The organism is Streptococcus mitis (assembly GCF_002096925.1).
Classification (GTDB): domain Bacteria; phylum Bacillota; class Bacilli; order Lactobacillales; family Streptococcaceae; genus Streptococcus; species Streptococcus mitis_AF.
Window position 1 is genome coordinate 1 of sequence record NZ_NCVN01000027.1, and the last position, 26,581, is coordinate 26,581.

The window sequence follows — 26,581 nt, forward strand, 5'->3', positions numbered from 1 at the left end:
CGTCAATAAACAGACAATCTAAGGTCACTAACTCTTCCATTTTTAAATGAAGATTGAGGTCCATGAAAAGATTACGTATGAGTTCTTCCATCCCTTCAGCGACTCGAAAACGATTGATGGTGCGATAGCTGACAACCAACGGTCCTGTTAGGTATTGCATAGCGAGATTTTCAATCATCATTTTTTCGATTTTTCGTCCAGAGAAAATCCCTTGTGGATAGGCAAATAGAAGAGTAGCTATAAGCATTTTAGGGTGATAAGACGGACGAGCAAAGGCATGATAGAAGGCGTGGAAGTGACAATCTTCCAAGGTATTCATCACTTTTTCAATAGTAAAGACGAGATGGTCCTGTGGAAAGAAAGAACTGATTTCTAGTGGTAAAGTTGTTTGATTTGTGTTGTAGTGAATATGCATGGGATAGCCTTTCTAAATGGTTTATTGTGCAATTCTATTTTACCAAGACTATCGCAACCATGCAAAAAAGCAACGGCAAATCCGTTGCTTTTTTTGGAAATAAGGGACTATTGTCCCAGGCTCCTTTTATCAAAAAATTAAGAAATGAGCATATTTCTTTCCTTGTTTAGCGGAATTGGTTATAATATACGGTACAAAGGAATGAATGAATATGTATCGTGTTATAGAAATGTACGGAGATTTTGAACCTTGGTGGTTTATAGAAGGTTGGGAAGAAGATATTGTAGCAAGTAGAAAATTTGACCAGTATTATGATGCTCTCAAATACTACAAAACTTGCTGGTTTAGATTGGAACAAGAATCCCCTCTTTATAAAAGTAGAAGTGACTTGATGACTATTTTTTGGGATCCAGAAGACCAACGCTGGTGTGATGAATGTGATGAGTATTTACAACAATACCATTCTTTAGCTCTTTTGCAGGATGAGCAGGTTATCCCAGATGAAAAATTACGTCCAGGCTATGAAAAACAAACAGGTAAGGAAAGGCACCGTTCTTGCCGTATGAAATTAAAATAGAGAAAAAGTAACTTTTTGGAGTTGCTTTTTTTATTTTTCCAAATCTTTGCGAATAGTATAGGTGAGGAGGTAAGTATGGTTCAAGAAATTGCACAAGAAATCATTCGCTCGGCCCGGAAAAAAGGGGCGCAGGATATTTATTTTGTCCCTAAGCTAGACGCTTATGAGCTTCATATGAGGGTCGGAGACGAGCGCTGTAAAATCGGTTGTTATGATTTTGAAAAGTTTGCGGCCGTTATCAGTCACTTTAAGTTTGTAGCTGGTATGAATGTTGGAGAAAAGCGACGTAGTCAACTTGGTTCCTGCGATTATGCCTATGACCAGAAGATGGCGTCCCTACGTTTATCTACCGTAGGCGATTATCGAGGGTATGAGAGTTTAGTTATTCGTTTGTTGCATGATGAGAAGCAGGACTTGCATTTTTGGTTTCAGGATATTGAAGAATTAGGCAAGCAGTACAGACAACGGGGACTTTATCTTTTTGCTGGTCCAGTCGGAAGTGGCAAGACAACCTTGATGCATGAATTAGCTAAGTCCCTTTTTAAGGGGCAACAAGTTATGTCCATCGAAGATCCTGTAGAAATCAAGCAGGACGACATGCTCCAGTTGCAGTTGAATGAGGCGATTGGGCTAACCTATGAAAATCTTATCAAGCTTTCCTTACGTCATCGTCCTGATCTCTTGATTATCGGAGAAATTCGGGACAGCGAGACGGCGCGTGCAGTAGTTAGAGCTAGTTTGACAGGTGCGACAGTCTTTTCAACCATTCATGCCAAGAGTATTCGAGGTGTTTATGAGCGCCTGTTGGAGTTGGGTGTGAGTGAGGAGGAATTGGCAGTCGTTCTGCAGGGAGTCTGCTATCAGAGATTAATCGGGGGAGGAGGAATCGTTGACTTTGCAAACAAAGACTATCAAGAACACCAGCCAACTAGCTGGAATGAACAGATTGACCAACTTCTTAAAGACGGACATATCACAAGTCTTCAGGCTGAAACGGAAAAAATTAGCTACAGCTAAGCAAAAAAATATCATCACCTTGTTTAACAATCTCTTTTCCAGCGGTTTTCATCTGGTGGAGACCATCTCCTTTTTAGATAGGAGTGCATTATTGGACAAGCAGTGTGTGACCCAGATGCGCACGGGCTTGTCTCAGGGGAAATCATTCTCAGAAATGATGGAAAGTTTAGGTTTTTCAAGTGCCATTGTCACTCAGTTATCCCTAGCTGAAGTCCATGGGAATCTTCACCTGAGTTTGGGAAAGATAGAAGAGTATCTAGATAATCTGGCCAAGGTCAAGAAAAAACTAATTGAGGTAGCGACCTATCCCTTGATTTTGCTGGGTTTTCTTCTTTTAATCATGCTGGGGCTACGGAACTACCTACTACCACAACTGGATAGTAGCAATATTGCCACTCAAATCATTGGCAATCTACCACAAATTTTTCTAGTAATGGTAGGGTTTGTTTCAGTAGGTGTCCTTTTAGCACTAACTTTTTATAAAAGAAGTTCTAAGATGCGCGTCTTTTCTATCTTAGCACGCCTTCCCTTTCTTGGAATCTTTGTGCAGACCTATTTGACAGCCTATTATGCGCGTGAGTGGGGGAATATGATTTCGCAGGGAATGGAGCTGACGCAGATTTTTCAGATCATGCAGGAACAAGGTTCCCAACTCTTTAAAGAAATCGGTCGAGACCTAGCTCAATCCTTACAAAATGGTTGCGAATTTTCTCAAACCATAGAAACCTATCCTTTCTTTAAAAAGGAGTTGAGTCTCATCATCGAGTATGGGGAAGTCAAGTCCAAGCTGGGGAGTGAGTTGGAAATCTATGCTGAAAAAACTTGGGAAGCCTTTTTTACCCGAGTCAACCGCACCATGAATTTGGTGCAGCCGCTGGTTTTTATTTTTGTGGCTCTGATTATCGTTTTACTTTATGCGGCAATGCTCATGCCCATGTATCAAAATATGGAGGTAAATTTTTAACATGAAAAAAATGATGACATTCTTTAAAAAAGCGAAAGTGAAGGCTTTCACACTTGTGGAGATGTTGGTGGTCTTGCTGATTATCAGCGTACTTCTCTTGCTCTTTGTGCCTAATTTGACCAAGCAAAAAGAAGCAGTTAACGACAAAGGAAAAGCAGCTGTTGTGAAGGTGGTAGAAAGCCAGGCAGAGCTTTATAGCTTAGATAAAAATGAAGAGGCTAGCCTAAGCAAGTTACAAGCAGATGGGCGAATCACAGAAGAGCAGGCTAAAGCCTATAATGAATACTATACAAAAAATGGAGGAAAAAATCGTACAGTCAATGATTAAGGCATTTACCATGCTGGAAAGTCTCTTGGTTTTGGGTCTTGTGAGTATCCTTGCCTTGGCTTTGTCAGGTTCTGTTCAGTCTAGTTTTGCGGCAGTAGAGGAGCAGATTTTCTTTATGGAGTTTGAAGAACTCTATCGGGAAACTCAAAAACGCAGTGTAGCCAGTCAGCAAAAGACTAGTCTAAACTTAGATGGGCAGACGATCAGTAATGGCAGTCAAAAGTTGACAGTTCCTAAAGGAATTCAGGTACCATCAGGACAAAGTATTACATTTGATCGAGCTGGGGGCAATTCGTCCCTGGCTAAGGTTGAATTTCAGACCAGCAAAGGAGCGATTCGTTATCAATTATATCTAGGAAATGGAAAAATTAAACGCATTAAGGAAACAAAAAATTAGGGCAGTAATTTTACTAGAAGCAGTAGTTGCTCTAGCTATCTTTGCCAGTATTGCTACCCTTCTTTTGGGACAAATTCAAAAGAATAGGCAAGAAGAAGCAAAAATCTTGCAGAAAGAAGAAGTTGTGCGTGTAGCTAAGATGGCACTGCAGACAGGTCAAAATCAGGTAAACGTAAACGGAGTTGAGATTCAGGTATTTTCTAATGAAAAGGGATTGGAGGTCTACCATGGTTCAGAACAGTTGTTGGCTATCAAGGAGCCATAAAATCAAGGCTTTTACCCTGTTAGAATCCCTGATTGCCCTCATTGTCATCAGTGGAAGTTTACTTCTCTTTCAAGCCATGAGTCAGCTCCTCATTTCAGAAGTTCGTTATCAGCAGCAAAGTGAGCAAAAGGAGTGGCTCCTATTTGTGGACCAGTTGGAGGCAGAATTAGACCGTTCGCAGTTCGAAAAAGTGGAGGGCAATCGACTCTATATGAAGCAGGATGGCAAGGATATCGCTATAGGTAAGTCAAAATCGGATGATTTTCGGAAAACCGATGCCAGTGGACGAGGCTATCAGCCTATGGTTTATGGCCTCAAATCAGCTCAGATTACAGAGGAGAATAAACTGGTTCGCTTTCATTTTCAGTTCCAAAAAGGCTTAGAAAGGGAGTTCATCTATCGTGTGGAAAAAGAAAAAAGTTAAGGCAGGAGTCCTCCTCTATGCGGTAAGCATAGCAGCTATCTTTAGTCTCTTGTTACAATTTTACTTGAACCGACAAGTCGCCCACTATCAAGACTATGCTTTAAATAAAGAAAAGTTGGTTGCTTTTGCCATGGCCAAGCGAACCAAAGATAAGGTTGATAAGGAAAGTGGGGAACAGGCCTTTAATATGGGTCAGGTGAGTTATCAAAATAAGAAAACAAGCTTAGTGACAAGGATTCGTACGCCTAAGAGCCAATATGAGTTCATCTTTCCTTCCGTCAAAATAAAAGAAGAGAAAACGGATAAAAAGGAAGAGGTAGCGACCGATTCAAGTGATCAAGCAGAGAAGAAAAAAACAGAAGAGAAGGTTGAAAAGAAAGAGAATTCCTAGCCAACCAAGCTACTTTGTGCTAAACTAAAAATATGAAACATGATTTTAACCATAAAGCAGAAACTTTTGATTCCCCTAAAAACATTTTCCTTGCAAACTTGGTTTGTCAAGCAGTCGAGAAACAGATTGATCTTCTATCAGACAAAGAAATTTTGGATTTCGGTGGAGGGACGGGTCTACTATCCTTACCCCTAGCCAAGCAGGCCAAGTCTGTAACATTGGTGGATATTTCGGAGAAAATGATGGAGCAAGCTCGTTTGAAAGCGGAGCAGCAAGACATCAAGAATATCCAGTTTTTGGAGCAAGATTTACTGGAAAGACCCTTGGAGAAAGAGTTTGATCTCATTGTTGTTTGTCGTGTTCTTCATCATATGCCTGATTTGGATGCGGCTCTCTCACTGTTTCATCAACATCTGAGAGAAAACGGACAACTTTTACTTGCTGATTTTACCAAGACAGAAGCTAACCATCACGGATTTGAATTGGTTGAACTAGAAAACAGGCTAATTCAGCACGGTTTTTCATCTGTGCATAGTCAGATCCTCTATAGCGCTGAAGACCTGTTTCAAGGAAATTACTCAGAACTCTTTTTAACAGTAGCCCAAAAATCACTCGCCTAGTCAGGGAGTGATTTTTCTATAAGGATGGAAAAAAGAAGGGAAATTTGATAAGATAGGAATATGGATTTTGAAAAAATTGAACAAGCTTATACGTATTTACTAGAGAATGTCCAAGTCATTCAAAGTGATTTGGCGACCAACTTTTATGACGCCCTAGTGGAGCAAAACAGCATCTATTTGGATGGTAAGACTGAACTAAATCAGGTCAAAGAGAATAATCAAGCCCTTAAGCGCTTAGCGCTTCGCAAAGAAGAGTGGCTCAAGACCTACCAGTTTCTCTTGATGAAGGCTGGGCAAACAGAACCCTTGCAGGCTAACCATCAGTTTACACCAGATGCTATTGCTTTACTTTTGGTGTTTATTGTGGAAGAGCTGTTTAGGGAGGAGGAAATTACTATCCTCGAAATGGGTTCTGGGATGGGAATTCTGGGCGCTACTTTCTTGACCTCGCTTGATAAAAAGGTGGATTACTTGGGAGTGGAAGTGGATGATTTGCTGATTGATTTGGCAGCAAGCATGGCAGATGTAATTGGTTTGCAGGCTGGTTTTGTCCAAGGAGATGCCGTTCGTCCACAAATGCTTAAAGAAAGCGATGTGGTCATCAGCGACTTGCCTGTCGGCTATTATCCTGATGATGCCGTTGCGTCGCGCCATCAAGTTGCTTCTAGTCAAGAACATACTTACGCCCATCACTTGCTCATGGAACAAGGACTTAAGTATCTCAAGTCAGACGGATATGCTATTTTTCTAGCTCCGAGTGATTTGTTGACCAGTCCTCAAAGTGATTTGTTGAAAGGATGGTTGAAAGAGGAGGCAAGTCTGACTGCCATGATTAGTTTGCCTGAAAATCTCTTTGCCAATGCCAAACAATCCAAGACGATTTTTATCCTACAGAAGAAAAATGAAATAGCAGTAGAGCCTTTTGTTTATCCACTTGCTAGCTTACAAGATGCAAGTGTTTTAATGAAATTTAAAGAAAATTTTCAAAAATGGACTCAAGGTACTGAAATATAAAATAGATTTTGTTATAATAGATGAAAACGCTTAAAAAGGGGTATCATGTTATGACAAAAACAATTGCAATCAATGCGGGAAGTTCAAGTTTGAAATGGCAACTTTATCAAATGCCAGAGGAAAAAGTTCTTGCTAAAGGTTTAATTGAACGGATTGGTTTGAAAGATTCTATTTCAACTGTAAAATTTGATGGCCGTTCTGAACAACAAATTTTGGATATCGAAAATCATACACAAGCTGTTAAAATTTTATTGGATGACTTGATTCGTTTCGATATTATCAAGGCTTATGACGAGATTACAGGTGTTGGACACCGTGTTGTTGCCGGTGGAGAATATTTCAAAGAATCAACAGTTGTTGAAGGAGATGTTTTAGAAAAAGTTGAAGAGTTGAGTTTGTTGGCTCCTCTCCACAATCCAGCCAATGCAGCAGGTGTTCGTGCCTTCAAGGAATTGTTGCCAGACATTACCAGTGTAGTTGTTTTTGATACTTCATTCCACACAACTATGCCAGAGAAAGCTTATCGCTACCCTCTACCAACAAAATATTACACAGAAAACAAGGTTCGTAAATATGGTGCCCACGGGACAAGTCACCAGTTTGTAGCAGGAGAAGCTGCAAAACTCTTGGGCCGTCCATTAGAAGACTTGAAATTGATTACTTGCCATATCGGTAATGGTGCTTCTATTACAGCAGTTAAGGGCGGTCAATCTGTTGATACTTCAATGGGATTCACTCCACTTGGTGGTGTGATGATGGGAACACGTACAGGAGATATTGACCCAGCTATCATTCCTTACTTAATGCAATATACAGAGGACTTTAATACTCCTGAGGACATTAGTCACGTCCTTAATCGTGAATCAGGACTAATGGGGGTTTCAGGTAAATCCAGTGATATGCGTGATGTCATTGCTGCTATGAAAGAAGGGGACCACGATGCCACTTTGGCTTATGAAATGTATGTTGACCGTATCCAAAAACATATCGGTCAATACCTTGCGGTCCTAAATGGAGCAGATGCTATTATCTTTACTGCAGGTATCGGTGAAAATGCTGCAAACGTACGTGAAGATGTTATTTCAGGTATCTCTTGGTTCGGCTGTGATGTTGACCCAGAGAAGAATGTCTTTGGTGTGACAGGAGATATCTCAACAGAGGCAGCGAAAATCCGTGTCTTGGTTATTCCAACAGATGAAGAATTGGTCATTGCCCGTGACGTTGAACGCTTGAAAAAATAACTAAAATTAGAAAAAATATTCAGTACAAGGAGTTGGAAAAGAGATTTTTCCAGCTTCTTTTTCTGATGGAAATGTCCAAAACCTTGCTATGATTGGCTTTTTTGAAAAATATGGTATAATAGTAGTAATTTAATAGATGGAGTTGAGTTTTGAAGAAAAACTTTCGTGTAAAAAGAGAGAAAGATTTTAAGGCGATTTTCAAGGAGGGGACAAGTTTTGCCAATCGCAAATTTGTTGTCTACCAACTAGAAAACCAGAAAAACCATTTTCGAGTAGGTCTATCAGTTAGCAAAAAACTGGGGAATGCCGTCACTAGAAATCAAATTAAGCGACGGATTCGGCATATTATCCAGAATGCAAAAGGGAGTCTGGCAGAAGATGTCGATTTTGTTGTCATTGCTCGAAAAGGGGTCGAAACCTTGGGATACGCAGAGATGGAGAAAAATCTACTCCACGTATTAAAATTATCAAAGATTTACCAGGAAGGAAATGGGAGTGAAAAAGAAACTACAGTTGACTAGTTTGCTAGGACTGTCTCTATTGATCATGACAGCATGTGCAACAAATGGGGCAACTAGCGATATCACAGCCGATTCGGCTGATTTTTGGAGTAAATTTGTTTACTTCTTTGCGGAAATTATTCGCTTTTTGTCGTTTGATATCAGTATCGGAGTGGGGATTATCCTCTTTACGGTCTTGATTCGTACAGTTCTCTTGCCAGTCTTTCAAGTGCAAATGGTGGCTTCTAGAAAAATGCAGGAAGCTCAACCACGTATTAAAGCGCTTCGAGAACAATATCCGGGTCGAGATATGGAAAGCAGAACCAAGCTAGAGCAGGAAATGCGTAAAGTCTTTAAAGAAATGGGTGTCAGACAGTCAGATTCTCTTTGGCCGATTTTGATTCAGATGCCGGTTATCTTGGCCTTGTTCCAAGCTCTATCAAGAGTTGACTTTTTAAAGACAGGTCATTTCTTATGGATTAACCTTGGTGGTGTGGATACAACCCTTGTTCTTCCGATTTTAGCAGCTGTATTTACCTTTTTAAGTACTTGGCTGTCTAATAAAGCCTTGTCTGAACGTAATGGCGCTACGACTGCGATGATGTATGGGATTCCAGTCTTAATTTTTATCTTTGCAGTTTATGCACCAGGTGGAGTTGCCCTCTACTGGACAGTGTCCAACGCTTATCAAGTCTTGCAAACCTATTTCTTGAACAATCCATTCAAGATTATTGCAGAGCGCGAGGCCGTAGTACAGGCACAAAAAGATTTGGAAAATAGAAAAAGAAAAGCCAAGAAAAAGGCTCAGAAAACGAAATAATAAGGAGGGATCTGGTAATGGTAGTATTTACGGGTTCAACTGTTGAAGAAGCAATCCAGAAAGGATTGAAAGAATTAGATATTCCAAGAATGAAGGCTCACATCAAAGTCATTTCTCGTGAAAAAAATGGATTTCTTGGTTTATTTGGTAAAAAACCAGCCCAAGTTGACATTGAAGCTATTAGTGAAACAACGGTCATTAAAGCTAATCAGCAGGCTGTCAAGGGTGTTCCTAAAGAAATTAATGAACAAAATGAACCGGTCAAAACAGTCAGTGAAGCAACCGTTGATTTGGGTCATGTTGTAGAAGCAATTAAAAAGATTGAAGAAGAAGGCCAAGGGGTTTCTGATGAAGTCAAGGCTGAAATCTTGAAAAATGAAAAACATGCAAGCACTATCTTAGAAGAAACTGGGCATATTGAGATTTTAAATGAATTACAGCTTGAAGAAGCTGGTTTCGGAGAAGAAGTAGAAACTCCTATTGTCGAGACTCAAGCTGAACAAACTGAAAGTCAAGAATTAGAAGATCTGGGCTTAAAAGTTGAACCGAGTTTTGACATTGAACAAGTAGCTACGGAAGTCACGACTTATGTCCAAACAATCATTGATGATATGGACGTTGAGGCGACGATTTCAAATGATTATAACCGTCGTAGCATCAATTTACAAATTGATACCAATGAGCCAGGTCGTATTATCGGTTACCATGGTAAAGTTTTGAAGGCCTTACAACTATTGGCTCAAAATTATCTTTACAACCGCTATTCAAGAACCTTCTACATTACTATTAATGTCAATGATTACGTTGAACATCGTGCAGAAGTCTTGCAGACCTATGCTCAAAAATTGGCGACTCGTGTTTTAGAAGAAGGACGTAGTCATCAAACAGATCCTATGTCAAATAGCGAACGCAAGATTATCCATCGCATTATTTCACGTATGGATGGCGTGACTAGTTACTCTGAGGGTGATGAGCCAAATCGCTATGTAGTTGTAGATACAGAATAAACAAAATCAGGGTTCTCCTGATTTTTTGCTAGCTGGAGGAGATTAAATTAATGTTGAATAAGATAAGAGACTATCTAGACTTTGCTGGTTTGCAGTACCGTAATCCGGATAAGTCTGGAGCAGAGCGAGAAAAAATGCTGGCATTTCGCCACAAAGGTCAAGAGGCCAGAAAGGCTTTTACAGAGCTAGCTAAAGCCTTTCAAGCAAGCCATCCAGAATGGCAACTCCAACAGACTAGCCAGTGGATGAATCAGGCGCAACGTTTGCGACCACACTTCTGGGCTTATCTACATCGTGAGGGGAAAGTGACAGAGCCAATGATGGCCTTACGTTTGTACGGAAGTTCTTCTGATTTTGGAGTCTCACTAGAAGTCAGTTTCATCGAGCGCAAGAAAGATGAGCAAACTCTAGGCAAGCAGGCCAAGGTTTTAGAAATTCCACCAGTAGAAGGGATTTATTATCTAGCCTACTCTGATGGTCAAAGTCAAAGATGGGAGGCGAACGAAGAAAATCGTCAGGTCTTAGTCGAGAAGATAGGCAGTCAAGAAATCCGAAAAGTGTTAGTTAAAGCAGATGTTGCTTTTATAGAAAATCAATCATTAGAAGTGATTTTAGAAAAATTAGATGAAGCTTATGAGCGCTTACTTCCCTACTATCAGGCGACTAGAGGATAGCAAATAGAATACTTATTTACGTCGAATTGTTTAATTGCTATTCTATGTATTTTTTCATATAATAGTAAAATAGAATGTGTGATACAATAATCACCTCAAATAGAAAGGAAATTCTATGTCAAATCTATCTGTTAATGCAATTCGTTTCCTAGGTATTGACGCCATTAATAAAGCCAACTCAGGTCACCCAGGTGTGGTTATGGGAGCGGCTCCGATGGCTTACAGCCTCTTTACAAAACAACTTCGTATCAATCCAGCTAAACCAAACTGGATCAACCGCGACCGCTTTATTCTTTCAGCAGGTCATGGTTCAATGCTTCTTTATGCCCTTCTTCACCTTTCTGGTTTTGAAGATGTCAGCATGGATGAGATTAAGAGCTTCCGTCAGTGGGGTTCAAAAACACCAGGTCACCCAGAATTTGGTCATACAGCAGGGATTGATGCTACAACAGGTCCTCTAGGGCAAGGTATTTCAACTGCCACTGGTTTTGCCCAGGCAGAACGTTTCTTGGCAGCTAAGTATAACCGTGAAGGCTACAATATCTTTGACCACTATACTTACGTTATCTGTGGAGATGGAGACTTGATGGAAGGTGTCTCAAGCGAGGCAGCTTCATACGCAGGTTTGCAAAAACTAGACAAGTTGGTTGTTCTTTATGATTCAAATGACATCAACTTGGATGGTGAGACAAAAGATTCCTTTACAGAAAGTGTTCGTGACCGTTACAATGCCTACGGTTGGCATACTGCCTTGGTTGAAGATGGAACAGACTTGGAAGCAATCCATGCAGCTATCGAAACAGCTAAAGCTTCAGGCAAACCATCTTTGATTGAAGTGAAGACTGTTATTGGATACGGTTCTCCAAACAAACAAGGAACTAATGCCGTACACGGTGCTCCTCTTGGAGCAGATGAAACTGCAGCAACTCGTCAAGCCCTTGGTTGGGACTACGAACCATTTGAAATCCCAGAACAAGTATATGCTGATTTCAAAGAACATGTTGCAGACCGTGGTGCATCAGCTTATGAAGCATGGGCAAAACTAGTCGCAGATTACAAAGAAGCGCATCCAGAATTGGCTGCAGAATTGGAAGCAATTATCGAAGGGCGCGATCCAGTTGAAGTGACTCCAGCAGACTTCCCAGCCTTAGAAAATGGCTTCTCTCAAGCAACTCGTAACTCGAGTCAGGATGCTTTGAACGTTGTGGCAGCTAAGTTACCAACCTTCTTAGGTGGATCAGCTGACCTAGCTCACTCAAACATGACTTATATCAAGACTGATGGACTTCAAGATGATACCAATCGCTTGAACCGTAACATTCAGTTTGGTGTTCGTGAATTTGCCATGGGAACTATCTTGAACGGGATGGCCCTTCACGGTGGACTTCGTGTATACGGTGGAACTTTCTTCGTCTTCTCTGACTATGTGAAGGCAGCTGTTCGCTTGTCAGCCTTACAAGGACTTCCTGTGACTTATGTCTTTACCCACGATTCTATTGCGGTTGGGGAAGACGGTCCGACTCACGAACCAGTTGAGCATTTAGCAGGTCTTCGTGCCATGCCAAATCTGAATGTTTTCCGTCCAGCAGATGCGCGTGAAACGCAAGCAGCTTGGTACCTTGCAGTGACAAGCGAAAAAACACCAACTGCCCTTGTATTGACACGTCAAAACTTGACTGTTGAAGAAGGAACAGACTTCGACAAGGTTGCAAAAGGTGCTTATGTTGTCTATGAAAATGCAGCAGACTTTGATACCATCTTGATTGCGACAGGTTCAGAGGTTAATCTTGCTGTCTCAGCTGCCAAAGAATTGGCTAGTCAAGGTGCAAAAGTCCGCGTAGTCAGTATGCCATCTACAGATGTCTTTGATAAACAAGATGCAGCATACAAGGAAGAAATTCTTCCAAATGCAGTCCGTCGTCGTGTTGCAGTCGAAATGGGTGCAAGTCAAAACTGGTACAAATATGTTGGTCTTGATGGTGCCGTTCTAGGTATTGATACCTTCGGAGCCTCTGCCCCAGCACCAAAAGTATTGGCAGAATATGGCTTTACTGTTGAAAATCTTGTAAAAGTCGTTCAAAACTTGAAATAATCCTAAAAATCAGGGCGCAAGCTCTGGTTTTTCTTACTAGAAAAGCAAGGTACAATCTTGTAAAAGTAGCTGAAATTTGATATAGTAGTCCTATGTAAAAGACAAAGGAGAAGAAAATGAATCCAAATTATACATTTTTTATTATGCTTGTAGCGATGTTGGGCTTGATGTTCTTTATGCAACGCTCTCAAAAGAAACAAGCACAAAAACGTATGGAAAGTTTAAATAAACTGCAAAAAGGCTATGAAGTGATTACAATCGGTGGACTTTACGGAACAGTCGATGAAGTAGATACTGAGAAGAGAACGATTGTTCTTGATGTCGATGGAGTTTACTTGACTTTTGAACTAGCTGCTATCAAGACAGTATTACCGCTGAAAGAAACCGCTTCACTAGAAGGCGCAATTGAAAAATAAGACGGGATTACTAACTCCCGTTTTTCTATAAAAGAAAGGAAATGGGATGAAAAAACTAGCCTTTGTCTGTCTGGGGAATATTTGCCGTAGTCCTATGGCTGAGTTTGTTATGAAATCAATGACAGATAATTATGAAATCCAAAGTCGAGCGACTTCTTCTTGGGAACATGGCAATCCGATTCATAATGGAACTCAAGGGATTTTTCAACAGTATGAGATTCCTTATGAAAAAGGCAAAACATCGCTTCAGATTAGCAAGGAAGATTTTGAAGCCTTTGATTATATTATCGGAATGGACGCTTCAAATGTTTCTGACTTACGTCAGATGTGTCCAGTAGACTGTCAAGATAAGATTTACTCATTTGCATCTGAAAGCGTTCCAGATCCTTGGTATACAGGAGATTTTGAGGAAACCTATCAGCGTGTTCAAGAGGGATGTCAAGCATGGTTAGAACGTTTAGAAAAGGAGAGTGAAGGTGGAAAATCTTAAGAATTTTTACGAAAAGTATCGAGTGTATCTAACTCGTCCACGTTTAGAGCTTTTAGCAGTAGTTGCCATTGTTTTCTGTGCTGTACTCGTCTTTTTTCTAAATATTCCCGGAAAAGGCGTTCTAAAGCTTGATAATGGAACGATTGTTTACGATGGCAGTCTTGTACGTGGTAAAATGAATGGCCAAGGTACCATTACCTTCCAAAATGGAGACCAGTATACTGGTGGTTTCAACAATGGAGCCTTCAACGGAAAAGGTACCTTTCAATCTAAAGAAGGCTGGACCTACGAAGGTGATTTTGTAAATGGTCAGGCTGAAGGAAACGGGAAACTAACAACAGAACAAGAAGTTGTTTATGAAGGGACTTTTAAACAAGGCGTTTTTCAACAAAAATAAAGCCTCCTTATCAAAGGAGGTATTGTTAGAATCTCTAAGTAAGCGCTTACCTGCAAATTCCTTTCTTTCCAAGCCCCCTTCCAAGTAAGTTTGTGAAATAAAAAAATATTTGAAATAAATTTCACAAACTTTAAAGAAAAAACTTGATAAGTAAAGAAAATGAGGAAAAATTCACAAACAATAAAAAATTCTTTGTGAAATGTTTATGAAACTGTTTACAAAGTTGCAATAATACGTTATAATAAACTTGTGAAAAAATTAACAAAGGATATCGATCCTTGAAAGCTATGGAGGAAAATATGGCTGATAAAAAAACTGTGACACCAGAAGAAAAGAAACTCGCTGCTGAAAAGCATGTTGATGGCTTGGTGCAAAAAGCTTTAGTTGCTCTTGAGGAAATGCGTAAACTCGACCAAGAACAGGTCGACTACATCGTAGCTAAAGCGTCAGTGGCAGCTTTGGATGCCCACGGAGAATTGGCTATACATGCCTATGAAGAAACAGGACGCGGTGTATTTGAAGATAAAGCAACTAAGAACTTGTTTGCTTGTGAACACGTGGTAAACAACATGCGTCACACTAAAACAGTTGGTGTTATCGAAGAAGACGATGTAACAGGTTTGACTCTTATCGCTGAACCGGTCGGTGTTGTTTGTGGTATCACTCCAACAACAAACCCAACATCAACAGCAATCTTCAAATCATTGATTTCATTGAAGACACGTAACCCAATCGTCTTTGCCTTCCATCCATCAGCTCAAGAATCATCAGCTCATGCAGCTCAAATCGTTCGTGATGCTGCGATTAAAGCCGGAGCTCCTGAAAACTGTGTACAGTGGATTACTGAACCATCTATGGAAGCAACTAGTGCGCTTATGAACCACGAAGGTATTGCAACAATCCTTGCAACAGGTGGTAATGCTATGGTTAAAGCCGCATACTCATGTGGTAAACCAGCACTTGGAGTAGGTGCCGGAAACGTGCCAGCTTATGTTGAAAAATCAGCTAACATTCGCCAAGCTGCACACGATATCGTCATGTCTAAATCATTTGATAACGGTATGGTCTGTGCCTCAGAGCAAGCGGTTATCATTGATAAAGAAATTTACGATGAATTTGTAGCAGAGTTCAAATCATATCACACTTACTTTGTAAACAAAAAAGAAAAAGCACTTCTTGAAGAATTCTGCTTCGGCGTGAAAGCAAACAGCAAAAACTGTGCTGGTGCAAAATTGAACGCTGACATCGTTGGTAAACCAGCAACTTGGATTGCAGAGCAAGCAGGATTTACAGTTCCAGAAGGAACAAACATTCTTGCTGCAGAATGTAAAGAAGTTGGTGAAAACGAGCCATTGACTCGTGAAAAATTGTCACCAGTTATCGCAGTTTTGAAATCTGAAAGCCGTGAAGATGGTATTTCCAAAGCTCGTCAAATGGTTGAATTTAACGGTCTTGGTCACTCAGCAGCTATCCACACAGCTGACGAAGAATTGACTAAAGAATTTGGTAAAGCTGTTAAAGCTATTCGTGTTATCTGTAACTCACCTTCTACTTTCGGTGGTATCGGGGACGTTTACAATGCCTTCTTGCCATCATTGACACTCGGATGTGGTTCTTACGGACGCAACTCAGTTGGGGATAACGTTAGTGCCATTAACCTTTTGAATATCAAAAAAGTCGGAAGACGGAGAAATAACATGCAATGGATGAAACTTCCTTCAAAAACATACTTTGAACGTGATTCAATTCAATACCTTCAAAAATGTCGTGACGTTGAACGTGTCATGATCGTTACTGACCATGCCATGGTAGAGCTTGGCTTCCTTGATCGTATCATCGAACAACTTGACCTTCGTCGCAATAAGGTGGTTTACCAAATCTTTGCTGATGTAGAACCAGATCCAGATATCACAACTGTAAACCGTGGTACTGAGATTATGCGTGCCTTCAAACCAGATACAATCATCGCTCTTGGTGGTGGATCTCCAATGGATGCTGCTAAAGTAATGTGGCTCTTCTACGAACAACCAGAAGTGGACTTCCGTGACCTTGTCCAAAAATTCATGGATATCCGTAAACGTGCCTTCAAATTCCCATTGCTTGGTAAGAAGACTAAATTCATCGCGATTCCAACTACATCTGGTACAGGATCTGAAGTAACACCATTTGCCGTTATCTCTGATAAAGCAAACAACCGTAAATACCCAATCGCTGACTACTCATTGACACCAACTGTGGCAATCGTAGACCCTGCTTTGGTATTGACAGTTCCTGGATTTGTTGCTGCGGACACTGGTATGGACGTATTGACCCACGCGACTGAAGCTTACGTATCACAAATGGCTAGCGACTACACTGACGGTCTTGCACTTCAAGCCATCAAGCTTGTATTTGAAAACCTTGAAAGCTCAGTTAAGAACGCAGACTTCCATTCACGCGAGAAAATGCATAACGCTTCAACAATCGCTGGTATGGCCTTTGCCAATGCCTTCCTAGGTATTTCTCACTCAATGGCTCATAAGATTGGTGCGCAATTCCACACAATCCACGGTCGTACAAATGCGATCTTGCTCCCATACGTTATCCGCTACAACGGTACACGTCCAGCTAAGACAGCAACATGGCCTAAGTACAACTACTACCGTGCAGACGAGAAATATCAAGATATCGCTCGTATGCTTGGACTTCCAGCTTCTACACCAGAAGAAGGGGTTGAATCTTTTGCAAAAGCTGTTTACGAACTCGGTGAGCGCGTAGGTATCCAAATGAACTTCAAAGCACAAGGTGTTGACGAAAAAGAATGGAAAGAACGTTCTCGTGAATTGGCCTTCCTTGCTTATGAAGATCAATGTTCGCCTGCAAACCCACGCCTTCCAATGGTTGACCATATGCAAGAAATCATCGAAGATTCTTACTATGGCTATAAAGAAAGACCAGGACGCCGTAAATAATTGTTATCAGCCTAGAGGCAGGGAATCCCTGTCTCTTTTTTTGTAATTCTATTTGAAAAATGGTATAATCATCGCATATATTTATTTGAAAATCAAATCTTTTATAATCATGCGAGGGGCAAATGAACAAGATAAATGAGTTAGGGGATAAAGTGCGACTTTTAAGAGAGGAGAAAGGACTTAGTCGTCCAGTTTTTTGTGGGGATGAGTCTGAATTATCAGTGCGTCAGTTGGTGAGAATCGAAAAAGGAGAATTTCGACCGACTATAAAAACACTAGAATATATTGCAGATAGATTAGAAATTCCATCCTACGTCTTGATGCCAGATTATAAGGAACTGCCTAAACGCTACCAAGAATTAAAGTACTTTCTTTTACATCACCCTGACTATGGAGACAAGGAGTTGCAAGAACAAAAGGAAGAATATTTTGATGAGATTTTTGAGTGTTTTTATGATGACCTGCCCCGTGATGAGAAGATGATAGTGGACTGCCTTCAGGCAATAGATGCAGTGAGAGCGACTAGTAATTCTTTATACGGAAGTGGTGTGATTGAGGACAGTCTTCAAGACTTACTATCCAGAGATGTATATAAGGCTGAGGAATTGTTGAAATTGAGACTGTATTTTCTTTGTCAGTTAATGGATGGTTTAAACGAGGGTGAGATAAAAAAGTCTGAGCATGAAACTATTCTTTATTTTCATGACAAATTAAGTTCTCAGGTTGATAAGATAGAGTTCGATTGTTTGGACTTACTTAGAGACTCCTTGTTAGCTTCTTTAACTTGTATAGAGGTTATGGGGTTGCTTCATTATTTTAAGAGGGCAGTCGAGACCTTAAATAAAATAGGGCAAAAAACACGAGATTTTCAAAAACAACCGATTGTCTTGATGGTGGAGTGGAAATATTATATTCAGATGGATTATGATACAGCCAAACAAAAGTATGAAGAAGCAAAAATGATGGCAAGGATGTTTGGCAATGGGAAGTTACTCGTTAGTTTAGATAATGAATGGGCTGAGGATCTAGAAAGATATCGTTAAAGAGTTTATAGGAGTGACATTTCTGTCATTGGAGAAATGTCGCTTTTTTGTTAAAATGAATTTTACTTGATATACATCCAGAAGCAAACTAGGCAATAGAGAGAAAACTCTAAGTAGTAGGCCCATAGGGGAAATCAGTGCTGATGTAGCTTGAAGGATTTTCTATCAGTATGGTGTATGACGATAACAGTTTTAAACAAGGGGGAAAGAATGTCTATTTTATCCATTAAAAATATTTCAAAGTTTTACACTTTGGACGGTAAACATCAAGAACAGGCTTTAAAGAATATTAACCTGCAGATTGCAAAAGGTAAAATTACAGCGATTTACGGTCCATCAGGCTGTGGCAAAACCAGTCTACTAAACATCATAAGTGGTTTAGACAGACAATATGAAGGAGATTTAGAGTTTAAAGGGGAATCCCTCCGTGACTTATCAGAGATTGAACTAACTCAATTTCGTAAAGATAAGATTGGATTTGTGTTTCAAAACTTTAACCTCATTCCACATCAGTCTGTCTTGGACAATGTCAAGCTACCTCTCTATGTCAAAGATTTATCTGACAGGGAGATGACAATGATTGCAAAGGAGCAATTAAGTAACTTGGGCATGGAGCCTTTTATTGCTAAAAATGTTAAACAGCTTTCTGGTGGGCAAAAGCAACGTGTAGCAATCGCGCGTGCACTGGTAAATCAGCCAGATATGATTGTAGCAGATGAGCCAACGGGTTCGCTGGATTCTCAATCCCAAGAAATGGTATTGGAAGTATTTAAAAATTTAGCCCAAACAGGGAAAACAGTATTGATCGTAACCCATAATCCAGAGGTTGCGGAATATGCAGACGTGATTATCAAAATGAAGGATGGTGAAGTCGTTGAAGAAGTCAAAAAATAAAGGATTATCATTGAAAAATAAATTCAAACTTTCTTTAAATAACTTTATGGAAAGAAAATGGCGTAACCTATTGATTGCGCTAGCAACCTCAATCGGTTTTGTAGGAGTCTTAATTTCTTTTGGCTTGGGAAATGCTTTGATTTCGATGATTGATGAAAATACGAATGGAGGTCAAATTCCTTCTCAAGTTCAGATTGCTTTAAACACAAAAAATGTTGGACGAGGCTTTTTGAATCAAGACGATAAGAACTATATCACGGATACAGTTGGGAAAGAAGCTATTAAATATTTGGAGAGTCCTTTTGGGATGACCATGTCAAATATGACTATAGATGGGCAAGAAATGGATCTGAGTCAAACGATGCCTTCTTATGCTCAAGTAGTGAGTCTCTATGAGGATACAAGTATTTCTGTTAGTAGTAATGAAAAGGACAAAGTGGTAGCTGGATCCCTCTATACGGATGCAAATGAACAGGGTTTGACAATTCCAATCAGTTTACTTAAAAATTGGAATGAACAGACAGGAAACAATCTGACAGCTAGTGATGTTATTGGCAAATCAGTCTCAGCCAGCATTGTAGAAAATGCTGCCGAGGCTAGCAAGACTGCTCAATTTCAAACGAAGATTGTGCGTGTGATCAATGATGAAGATGACATGGAGGACAGCAACAGTTTCATGCCGTCTCATCAAATGGAAACGATTTTGAAAGAGGCTGGATTTACAAAAGCTGTATCTTATTTTATCTTGGAACTCAAAGATCCATCACAGACAAAAACGGTAACAGAAGAATTACAGAAAAATAAGAAGTATACCGTTCTTTCTCAACAGAAGGTTCTTGATATTGTGATTACCTTTATTCGTGTCATTCAGGGATTGTTGATTGTGCTTTCATCACAAGCTATTGTGGTAGCAGCGGTCATGATTGGTATCATTATTTACATCAATATCATGCAACGTTCTAAGGAAATAGGTGTCATGAAGGCAGTTGGTTATCAAAATCATGATGTCAAAGGGATTTTTATTTACGAGGCTATCTGGATTGTAGGCATCGCCTTGTTACTGGCCTTTTTGGTTGCACAAGGGGTGGGAAGTTTGGCGAATGCGGTTGTAAATCACTTTTATCCATCCATCACTAAGGTTTTTGAATTAAATTTGTTATCTGTTTTAGGAACTCTAGCTTTCGCTCTATTACTTGGTTATGTCTCAGCCTACTTCCCAGCACGTAAAATTAGTAAAATGGATCCTGTAGAATCGCTACGATATGAATAGTAAGGGATTCCTTGATTTACAGTTTAAAAAAGAAACTAACATAGAAAAACAACGCCCGTACTTGCAATTCAACTCAAATAGTTATATAATAGGTTTGTTGAAAGGTGATTTGTAGTGATTCAAGTTACTCTTTTCACAATAAAAATTTCATGATTTTCATAAGGAGGAAATCACTAATGGTAGTTAAAGTTGGTATTAACGGTTTCGGACGTATCGGTCGTCTTGCTTTCCGTCGTATCCAAAACGTAGAAGGTGTTGAAGTTACTCGTATCAACGACCTTACAGATCCAGTTATGCTTGCACACTTGTTGAAATACGACACAACTCAAGGTCGTTTCGACGGTACTGTTGAAGTTAAAGAAGGTGGATTCGAAGTTAACGGTAAATTCGTTAAAGTTTCTGCTGAACGTGATCCAGAACAAATCGACTGGGCTAACGACGGTGTAGACATCGTTCTTGAAGCAACTGGTTTCTTTGCTACTAAAGCAGCTGCTGAAAAACACTTGCACGCTGGTGGTGCTAAGAAAGTTGTTATCACTGCTCCTGGTGGATCAGATGTTAAAACAGTTGTATTTAACACTAACCATGACGTTCTTGATGGTACTGAAACAGTTATCTCAGGTGCTTCATGTACTACAAACTGTTTGGCTCCAATGGCTAAAGCTCTTCATGATAACTTTGGTGTTGTAGAAGGATTGATGACTACTATCCACGGTTACACTGGTGACCAAATGCTTCTTGATGGACCACACCGTAAAGGTGACCTTCGCCGTGCTCGTGCTGCTGCAGCTAACATCGTTCCTAACTCAACTGGTGCTGCTAAAGCAATCGGTTTGGTTATCCCTGAATTGAACGGTAAATTGGACGGAGCTGCTCAACGTGTTCCTGTTCCAACAGGTTCTGTAACTGAATTGGTAGCAGTTCTTGAAAAGAACGTTACTGTTGATGAAGTGAACGCAGCTATGAAAGCAGCTTCAAATGAATCATACGGTTACACAGAAGATCCAATCGTATCTTCAGATATCGTAGGTATGTCTTACGGTTCATTGTTTGACGCAACTCAAACTAAAGTTCTTGACGTTGACGGTAAACAATTGGTTAAAGTTGTATCATGGTACGACAACGAAATGTCATACACTGCACAACTTGTTCGTACTCTTGAATACTTCGCAAAAATCGCTAAATAATTCATGAGTAGATAAAAAGCAAGGCCTATTGGTCTTGCTTTTCTTATATGGAAAAATGGATGACACAATCATCCATTCTTTTTTAATTCTTTTTCAAATGTATCTGAAAAGGCGTTGAAGCTTAATCTCTCTAATGTAAGTGGATGGGTAAAGGAAAGTCGAAAGGCATGAAGCATAAGCCGACTTGATTTTGATTTACTATTATAGAGAGGGTCACCTAGGATCGGGAAGTTATGATGTGAAAGGTGCACACGAATTTGATGTGTTCGACCTGTCTTTAGCTTGCAACGAACCAAGGAAGTTTTATTTGGAAATTGCTTTAATCTGCTTACATGCGTTTCAGCATATTGTCCATTTTTTGTATCAACTATTCGCTTTCTGCGATCATGGCGATCACGTCCGATTTTGTCTTTGAAAACAAGTTCTTTGCTGTTGATATGTCCGTCGACCTGTGCCCAATATTCCCTAGAAATCTCTTTTTTCTCCAGTAAGCGATTGAGAATAGGCAGGATAAAAGGATTTTTGGCAAAGAGAACCAAACCACTGGTTTCCATGTCCAGACGATGAACGACATAGCAGGTTTGGCCAACATAGGCACTGACATGGTTAAGAAGGGCGATTTCGTTTGGCTGATTACCATGCGTTTTCATCCCCTCTGGTTTGTTGACAATAATCAAGTGTTGATCTTGATAAACTTCCTGAACGAGGTTAGGATTGCCCCAAGGGATTTCTTTTTCGGGATAATCTTCTTCGTCAAAAGTCAACTGGCAAACATCTCCAGGATTTACCGTCTCATTCCAATGAACTTCTCGCTGATTAATCAAAATGTGTTTCTTGATTCTCAAAAAATGACGGATTTTTCTAGGGATGAGGAGTTGCTCCTCTAGTAATTGCTTTACCGTCATTTGAGGTAGAGAGTCTGGTAATGTAAATGTGAATTGCATACAGATATTGTAACAAAAAAAGCCCTATTTTGATAGGAAATAGCTAAATTCTTGTCTTCCTATGATGAAGATGATAAAATAAACGCATGAAATTAGATAAATTGTTTGAGAAATTTCTTTCTCTTTTTAAAAAAGAAACAAGTGAATCAGAGGACTCTGATTCTACTAGCTTACGTCGCTCTCGTAGTGATCGAAAAAAATTAGCCCAAGTAGGTCCAATTCGAAAATTCTGGCGTCGCTATCATCTAACAAAGATTGTCCTTATACTAGGTTTGAGTGCAAGCTTGCTAGTTGGAACCTATTTGTTTGCTGTAGCCAAGTCAACCAATGTCAATGATTTGCAAAATGCCTTGAAAACTCGAACTCTCATTTTTGACCGTGAAGAAAAGGAGGCTGGTGCCTTGTCTGGTCAAAAAGGAACCTATGTTGAATTGACTGATATCAGTAAAAATTTGCAGAATGCCGTTATTGCGACAGAAGATCGTTCTTTTTATAAAAATGACGGGATTAACTATGGTCGTTTCTTCTTGGCTATTGTAACTGCTGGTCGTTCAGGTGGTGGTTCTACTATTACCCAACAGCTGGCTAAAAACGCCTATCTATCACAGGATCAAACTGTCGAGAGAAAAGCAAAAGAATTTTTCCTTGCCTTAGAATTAACAAAAAAATATAGTAAGGATCAAATTTTAACCATGTACCTTAACAATGCCTATTTTGGAAATGGTGTGTGGGGTGTAGAAGATGCGAGTAAGAAATACTTTGGAGTTTCTGCGTCAGAAGTGAGTTTGGATCAAGCTGCGACTCTGGCAGGGATGCTCAAAGGGCCGGAACTGTATAATCCTTTGAATTCCGTACAAGATTCGACTAATCGTCGCGACACTGTCTTACAAAATATGCTTGCAGCGGGTTACATTGATAAAAACCAAGAAACCGAAGCTGCAGAAGTTGATATGACTTCGCAATTGCACGATAAGTATGAAGGAAAGATTTCAGATTACCGCTATCCTTCTTACTTTGATGCGGTTGTTAATGAGGCTGTTTCCAAGTATAGTCTAACAGAGGAAGAAATTGTCAATAATGGCTACCGCATTTACACAGAGCTGGACCAAAACTACCAAGCAAATATGCAGGTTGTTTATGAAAATACAGCTCTATTTCCTAGGGCAGAGGATGGAACATTTGCTCAATCAGGAAGTGTAGCTCTCGAACCGAAAACAGGGGGAGTTCGTGGAGTTGTCGGTCAGGTTGCTGGCAATGATAAAACTGGATTCCGGAATTTCAACTATGCAACTCAATCGAAACGTAGCCCTGGTTCTACAATTAAGCCTTTAGTTGTTTATACGCCAGCAGTTGAAGCAGGTTGGGCTTTGAATAAGCAATTGGATAACCATACCATGCAGTACGACAGCTATAAGGTTGATAACTATGCAGGGATCAAAACGAGTCGAGAAGTTCCTATGTATCAAGCCTTGGCAGAGTCGCTTAATCTACCTGCTGTTGCCACTGTTAATGATTTGGGCGTCGACAAGGCTTTTGAGGCAGGCGAAAAATTCGGACTCAACATGGAAAAGGTCGACCGTGTTCTTGGCGTCGCCTTGGGAAGCGGTGTTGAAACCAACCCTCTGCAAATGGCTCAAGCATATGCTGCCTTTGCAAATGAAGGTTTAATGCCGGAAGCTCATTTTATTAGTAGAATTGAAAATGCTAGTGGTCAGGTCATTGCGAGCCATAAAAATTCACAAAAACGGGTGATTGATAAGTCTGTAGCTGATAAGATGACCAGTATGATGTTGGGGACATTCACCAACGGTACCGGTATTAGTTCATCTCCTGCAGATTATGTCATGGCAGGAAAAACTGGAACAACTGAAGCTGTTTTCAATCCTGAATACACAAGTGACCAGTGGGTAATTGGTTATACTCCGGATGTAGTGATTAGTCACTGGCTTGGTTTCCCTACCACTGATGAAAGCCACTATCTAGCAGGATCTACTTCAAACGGTGCAGCCCATGTCTTTAGAAACATTGCCAATACCATTTTACCTTATACGCCAGGAAGTACCTTCACGGTTGAAAATGCTTATCAGCAAAATGGAATTGCACCAGCCAATACAAGAAATCAAGTGCAGAGTAATGAAACGAATCAGACGGATGATACCCTTTCTGATATTAGAAGTCGTGCGCAAAATCTGGTAGATGAGGCCAGTCGTGCTATCTCGGATGCGAAGATTAAGGAAAAGGCTCAAACGATATGGGATTCGGTAGTCAATCTATTTCGTTAAGATGCTTGTCAAAGCCTATCTTTCTTGTTATAATAGATAAGATGGAGGCGTTATGGCACTAAAAAAAGCAAGCCTAGCTTGTGCGGTTTGTGGTTCGAGAAACTATTCAATCAAGATCAGCGGAAACCCCAAGCCAACACGACTAGAAGTAAATAAATTTTGTAAACATTGTGGTAAGTACACTACACACAGAGAAACGAGATAGGAGAGAGCGATGCGTTTTATTGGAGATATTTTTAGACTTCTTAAAGACACAACATGGCCAACTCGCAAGGAAAGCTGGAGAGATTTTCGTTCTATCATGGAATACACAGCTTTCTTTGTTGTGATTATTTATATTTTTGACAAGTTGATTGTTTCAGGTTTGATTCGATTTATTAACATTTTTTAGAAGACCTGCGGAGTTATTCACGCTAGAAATCTTCTATTATGAAAGGAAGTATCATGGATAGTTTTGATAAAGGATGGTTTGTCTTACAAACCTATTCTGGTTATGAAAATAAGGTAAAAGAAAATCTATTACAACGTGCACAAACCTACAATATGTTGGATAATATTTTACGTGTTGAAATTCCAACACAAACAGTGCAAGTTGAAAAAAATGGAAAGAGAAAAGAAGTAGAAGAAAATCGCTTTCCAGGTTATGTTCTTGTGGAAATGGTGATGACAGATGAAGCTTGGTTTGTTGTTCGAAACACACCAAACGTTACAGGATTTGTCGGATCTCACGGAAATAGATCAAAACCAACTCCATTATTGGAACAAGAAATCCGTGATATCTTGATTTCTATGGGACAAACTGTACAAGAGTTTGATATTCATGTTGAAGTTGGTCAAACTGTACGTATCATTGATGGTGCTTTTGCAGACTATACTGGTAAGATTACAGAGATTGATAACAATAAAGTGAAGATGATTATCTCTATGTTTGGTAATGACACAGTTGCAGAAGTAAACCTAAACCAAATTGCAGAATTATAACCCTGAGAGAGGCATGTCCTCTCTTTTTTGTGCAGTTGAGACGGTGTAGGGAACAGAACGGAGAAAAGAACCGAATTAGCTTTTTTATTTGTTAGACTGTATCTAGAAAGGGGGACGTTATGTTTAAAGAATTATATGAAGAAGTCCAGGGGATTGTATATAAGTGTAGAAATGAATATTACCTTCATTTATGGGAACTATCGGATTGGGACCAAGAGGGGATGATTTGCTTACATGAATTGATTAGTAGAGAAGAAGGAATAATAGAAGATATTCCTCGTTTAAGGAAATATTTTAAGACTAAGTTCCGGAATCGAATTCTAGACTATATCCGTAAGCAAGAAAGTCAGAAGCGTAGATATGATAAAGAACCCTATGAAGAAGTAGGTGAGATTAGTCATCGTATCAGTGAGGGAGGTCTGTGTCTAGATGATTATTATCTCTTTCATGAGACACTAAGAAATTATAGAAGCAAACAAAGTAAAGATAAACAAGAAGAGTTAGAACGCATCTTAAGACATGAACGCTTCCGAGGGCGTCAAAGAGTATTAAGAGACTTACGTATTGTGTTTAAAGAGTTTGATATCCGTACTCGGTAAGAAGCTATGCAAAAAAAAGAAAAAAACATAAAAAGTTTAAAAAGTAGTTGACAAAGTTTGAAAAGTCGGTATAATAGTAAGAGTTGAAAATAACAGCTCTGGTCCGTTGGTCAAGGGGTTAAGACACCGCCTTTTCACGGCGGTAACACGGGTTCGAATCCCGTACGGACTATGGTATGTTGTGGTGTGGAACACTTGATGAAAAAAGATTAAAAAAGTTTCAAAAAAGTGTTGACAAGCGAAAGCACCTGTGATATACTGATATAGTTGTCGCTTGAGAGAAGTAAGTGACAAAGACCTTTGAAAACTGAACAAGACGAACCAATGTGCAGGGCACTACAACCAAGGTTGTAGTACTGAACAATGAAAAAACAATAAATC

General features: G+C 39.8%; 32 protein-coding genes and 1 tRNA gene. 31 read left to right on the top strand and 2 right to left on the bottom strand.

Annotated features, from left to right (window positions below; genetic code table 11):
- A partial coding sequence (locus B7692_RS05910; protein ID WP_142360034.1) for a transposase occupies positions 1-415 on the bottom strand: 415 nt, incomplete at its 3' end.
- Here B7692_RS05910 and B7692_RS11245 point away from each other — a divergent pair.
- The 25 genes from B7692_RS11245 to gap all read left to right on the top strand — a co-directional run bounded on the left by B7692_RS11245 (position 376) and on the right by gap (position 21,394).
- Complete coding sequence (locus tag B7692_RS11245) at positions 376-585, top strand: hypothetical protein (protein ID WP_084930208.1); 210 nt, start codon at positions 376-378, stop codon at positions 583-585. The genes B7692_RS05910 and B7692_RS11245 overlap by 40 nt on opposite strands.
- Before the next feature lie 41 nt (positions 586-626).
- A complete protein-coding gene (locus tag B7692_RS05920; RefSeq protein WP_049532016.1) occupies positions 627-992 on the top strand; it encodes a DUF1033 family protein in 366 nt (121 codons plus the stop codon).
- Positions 993-1,067: 75 nt separating this feature from the next.
- Positions 1,068-2,009: a competence type IV pilus ATPase ComGA gene (comGA, locus tag B7692_RS05925; protein WP_084930209.1), complete on the top strand. Its 942-nt coding sequence runs from the start codon at positions 1,068-1,070 to the stop codon at positions 2,007-2,009.
- Entirely contained in the window at positions 1,930-2,973 is a 1,044-nt protein-coding gene (gene comGB, locus B7692_RS05930; protein ID WP_080890699.1) for a competence type IV pilus assembly protein ComGB, read from the top strand. The genes comGA and comGB overlap by 80 nt, the downstream gene beginning before the upstream one ends.
- A 1-nt stretch (position 2,974) precedes the next feature.
- The gene (gene comGC / locus B7692_RS05935; protein ID WP_033684711.1) at positions 2,975-3,301 is read left to right on the top strand and encodes a competence type IV pilus major pilin ComGC; all 327 of its coding nucleotides are present in this window, start codon (positions 2,975-2,977) and stop codon (positions 3,299-3,301) included.
- Positions 3,294-3,698, top strand: coding sequence for a competence type IV pilus minor pilin ComGD (gene comGD / locus B7692_RS05940; protein ID WP_004257461.1), 405 nt, complete (start codon positions 3,294-3,296; stop codon positions 3,696-3,698). The genes comGC and comGD overlap by 8 nt, the downstream gene beginning before the upstream one ends.
- Entirely contained in the window at positions 3,661-3,963 is a 303-nt protein-coding gene (gene comGE / locus B7692_RS05945; RefSeq protein WP_004257457.1) for a competence type IV pilus minor pilin ComGE, read from the top strand. Before comGD ends, comGE begins: the two co-directional genes overlap by 38 nt.
- The gene (comGF, locus tag B7692_RS05950; RefSeq protein WP_004257453.1) at positions 3,926-4,387 is read left to right on the top strand and encodes a competence type IV pilus minor pilin ComGF; all 462 of its coding nucleotides are present in this window, start codon (positions 3,926-3,928) and stop codon (positions 4,385-4,387) included. The genes comGE and comGF overlap by 38 nt, the downstream gene beginning before the upstream one ends.
- Positions 4,365-4,778 (top strand): competence type IV pilus minor pilin ComGG, encoded by a 414-nt coding sequence (gene comGG / locus B7692_RS05955; RefSeq protein WP_004257448.1) that lies wholly within the window; start codon positions 4,365-4,367, stop codon positions 4,776-4,778. The genes comGF and comGG overlap by 23 nt, the downstream gene beginning before the upstream one ends.
- A gap of 32 nt (positions 4,779-4,810) precedes the next feature.
- On the top strand, positions 4,811-5,398 hold the full coding sequence (locus tag B7692_RS05960) for a class I SAM-dependent methyltransferase (protein ID WP_142360035.1): 588 nt from the start codon (positions 4,811-4,813) through the stop codon (positions 5,396-5,398).
- A 60-nt stretch (positions 5,399-5,458) separates the two neighbouring features.
- Positions 5,459-6,412, top strand: coding sequence for a class I SAM-dependent methyltransferase (locus tag B7692_RS05965; RefSeq protein WP_084930210.1), 954 nt, complete (start codon positions 5,459-5,461; stop codon positions 6,410-6,412).
- A gap of 50 nt (positions 6,413-6,462) precedes the next feature.
- The gene (locus tag B7692_RS05970; RefSeq protein ID WP_004257438.1) at positions 6,463-7,653 is read left to right on the top strand and encodes an acetate kinase; all 1,191 of its coding nucleotides are present in this window, start codon (positions 6,463-6,465) and stop codon (positions 7,651-7,653) included.
- Between the two features lie 149 nt (positions 7,654-7,802).
- A complete protein-coding gene (gene rnpA, locus B7692_RS05975; RefSeq protein ID WP_000739242.1) occupies positions 7,803-8,174 on the top strand; it encodes a ribonuclease P protein component in 372 nt (123 codons plus the stop codon).
- Positions 8,149-8,973, top strand: a complete 825-nt coding sequence (locus tag B7692_RS05980; protein WP_200893270.1) for a membrane protein insertase YidC — start codon at positions 8,149-8,151, stop codon at positions 8,971-8,973. The genes rnpA and B7692_RS05980 overlap by 26 nt, the downstream gene beginning before the upstream one ends.
- Positions 8,974-8,990: 17 nt before the next feature.
- Positions 8,991-9,980, top strand: a complete 990-nt coding sequence (jag, locus tag B7692_RS05985) for an RNA-binding cell elongation regulator Jag/EloR (protein ID WP_045611000.1) — start codon at positions 8,991-8,993, stop codon at positions 9,978-9,980.
- A 50-nt stretch (positions 9,981-10,030) separates the two neighbouring features.
- A complete protein-coding gene (locus B7692_RS05990) occupies positions 10,031-10,654 on the top strand; it encodes a ribonuclease P (protein ID WP_084930211.1) in 624 nt (207 codons plus the stop codon).
- A gap of 115 nt (positions 10,655-10,769) precedes the next feature.
- A complete protein-coding gene (gene tkt, locus B7692_RS05995) occupies positions 10,770-12,746 on the top strand; it encodes a transketolase (RefSeq protein WP_033679599.1) in 1,977 nt (658 codons plus the stop codon).
- Between the two features lie 116 nt (positions 12,747-12,862).
- A complete protein-coding gene (yajC, locus tag B7692_RS06000) occupies positions 12,863-13,162 on the top strand; it encodes a preprotein translocase subunit YajC (RefSeq protein WP_084930212.1) in 300 nt (99 codons plus the stop codon).
- Positions 13,163-13,208: 46 nt separating this feature from the next.
- Positions 13,209-13,652 (top strand): low molecular weight protein-tyrosine-phosphatase, encoded by a 444-nt coding sequence (locus B7692_RS06005; protein ID WP_084930213.1) that lies wholly within the window; start codon positions 13,209-13,211, stop codon positions 13,650-13,652.
- Positions 13,639-14,049, top strand: a complete 411-nt coding sequence (locus tag B7692_RS06010; RefSeq protein WP_084930214.1) for an MORN repeat-containing protein — start codon at positions 13,639-13,641, stop codon at positions 14,047-14,049. The genes B7692_RS06005 and B7692_RS06010 overlap by 14 nt, the downstream gene beginning before the upstream one ends.
- 299 nt (positions 14,050-14,348) lie before the next feature.
- Positions 14,349-17,000: a bifunctional acetaldehyde-CoA/alcohol dehydrogenase gene (gene adhE, locus B7692_RS06015; protein WP_084930215.1), complete on the top strand. Its 2,652-nt coding sequence runs from the start codon at positions 14,349-14,351 to the stop codon at positions 16,998-17,000.
- 122 nt (positions 17,001-17,122) lie between these two features.
- Positions 17,123-18,043: a helix-turn-helix domain-containing protein gene (locus B7692_RS06020; RefSeq protein ID WP_020903611.1), complete on the top strand. Its 921-nt coding sequence runs from the start codon at positions 17,123-17,125 to the stop codon at positions 18,041-18,043.
- Between the two features lie 210 nt (positions 18,044-18,253).
- Positions 18,254-18,937, top strand: coding sequence for an ABC transporter ATP-binding protein (locus B7692_RS06025; RefSeq protein WP_049499240.1), 684 nt, complete (start codon positions 18,254-18,256; stop codon positions 18,935-18,937).
- A complete protein-coding gene (locus B7692_RS06030; protein ID WP_162837269.1) occupies positions 18,906-20,207 on the top strand; it encodes an ABC transporter permease in 1,302 nt (433 codons plus the stop codon). The genes B7692_RS06025 and B7692_RS06030 overlap by 32 nt, the downstream gene beginning before the upstream one ends.
- 176 nt (positions 20,208-20,383) lie before the next feature.
- Positions 20,384-21,394, top strand: coding sequence for a type I glyceraldehyde-3-phosphate dehydrogenase (gene gap, locus B7692_RS06035; RefSeq protein WP_020903608.1), 1,011 nt, complete (start codon positions 20,384-20,386; stop codon positions 21,392-21,394).
- 68 nt (positions 21,395-21,462) lie between these two features.
- Here the strand turns inward: gap and B7692_RS06040 are convergent, their stop codons facing one another.
- Positions 21,463-22,338, bottom strand: coding sequence for an RluA family pseudouridine synthase (locus tag B7692_RS06040; RefSeq protein WP_084930216.1), 876 nt, complete (start codon positions 22,336-22,338; stop codon positions 21,463-21,465).
- A gap of 86 nt (positions 22,339-22,424) precedes the next feature.
- On the opposite strand from B7692_RS06040, the gene pbp2a reads away from it, so the two are divergent.
- From pbp2a to B7692_RS06070, 6 genes are all read left to right on the top strand, one after another.
- Positions 22,425-24,620, top strand: coding sequence for a penicillin-binding protein PBP2A (pbp2a, locus tag B7692_RS06045; RefSeq protein WP_084930217.1), 2,196 nt, complete (start codon positions 22,425-22,427; stop codon positions 24,618-24,620).
- A 52-nt stretch (positions 24,621-24,672) separates the two neighbouring features.
- On the top strand, positions 24,673-24,825 hold the full coding sequence (gene rpmG / locus B7692_RS06050) for a 50S ribosomal protein L33 (protein ID WP_001809375.1): 153 nt from the start codon (positions 24,673-24,675) through the stop codon (positions 24,823-24,825).
- A gap of 9 nt (positions 24,826-24,834) precedes the next feature.
- A complete protein-coding gene (secE, locus tag B7692_RS06055; RefSeq protein WP_001210990.1) occupies positions 24,835-25,011 on the top strand; it encodes a preprotein translocase subunit SecE in 177 nt (58 codons plus the stop codon).
- A 53-nt stretch (positions 25,012-25,064) separates the two neighbouring features.
- Positions 25,065-25,601: a transcription termination/antitermination protein NusG gene (gene nusG, locus B7692_RS06060; RefSeq protein ID WP_084930218.1), complete on the top strand. Its 537-nt coding sequence runs from the start codon at positions 25,065-25,067 to the stop codon at positions 25,599-25,601.
- A gap of 119 nt (positions 25,602-25,720) precedes the next feature.
- A complete protein-coding gene (locus tag B7692_RS06065; RefSeq protein WP_084930219.1) occupies positions 25,721-26,200 on the top strand; it encodes a sigma-70 RNA polymerase sigma factor region 4 domain-containing protein in 480 nt (159 codons plus the stop codon).
- 100 nt (positions 26,201-26,300) lie between these two features.
- A tRNA-Glu gene (locus B7692_RS06070) sits at positions 26,301-26,372 on the top strand.
- The last annotated feature ends 209 nt before the right edge of the window (positions 26,373-26,581 follow it).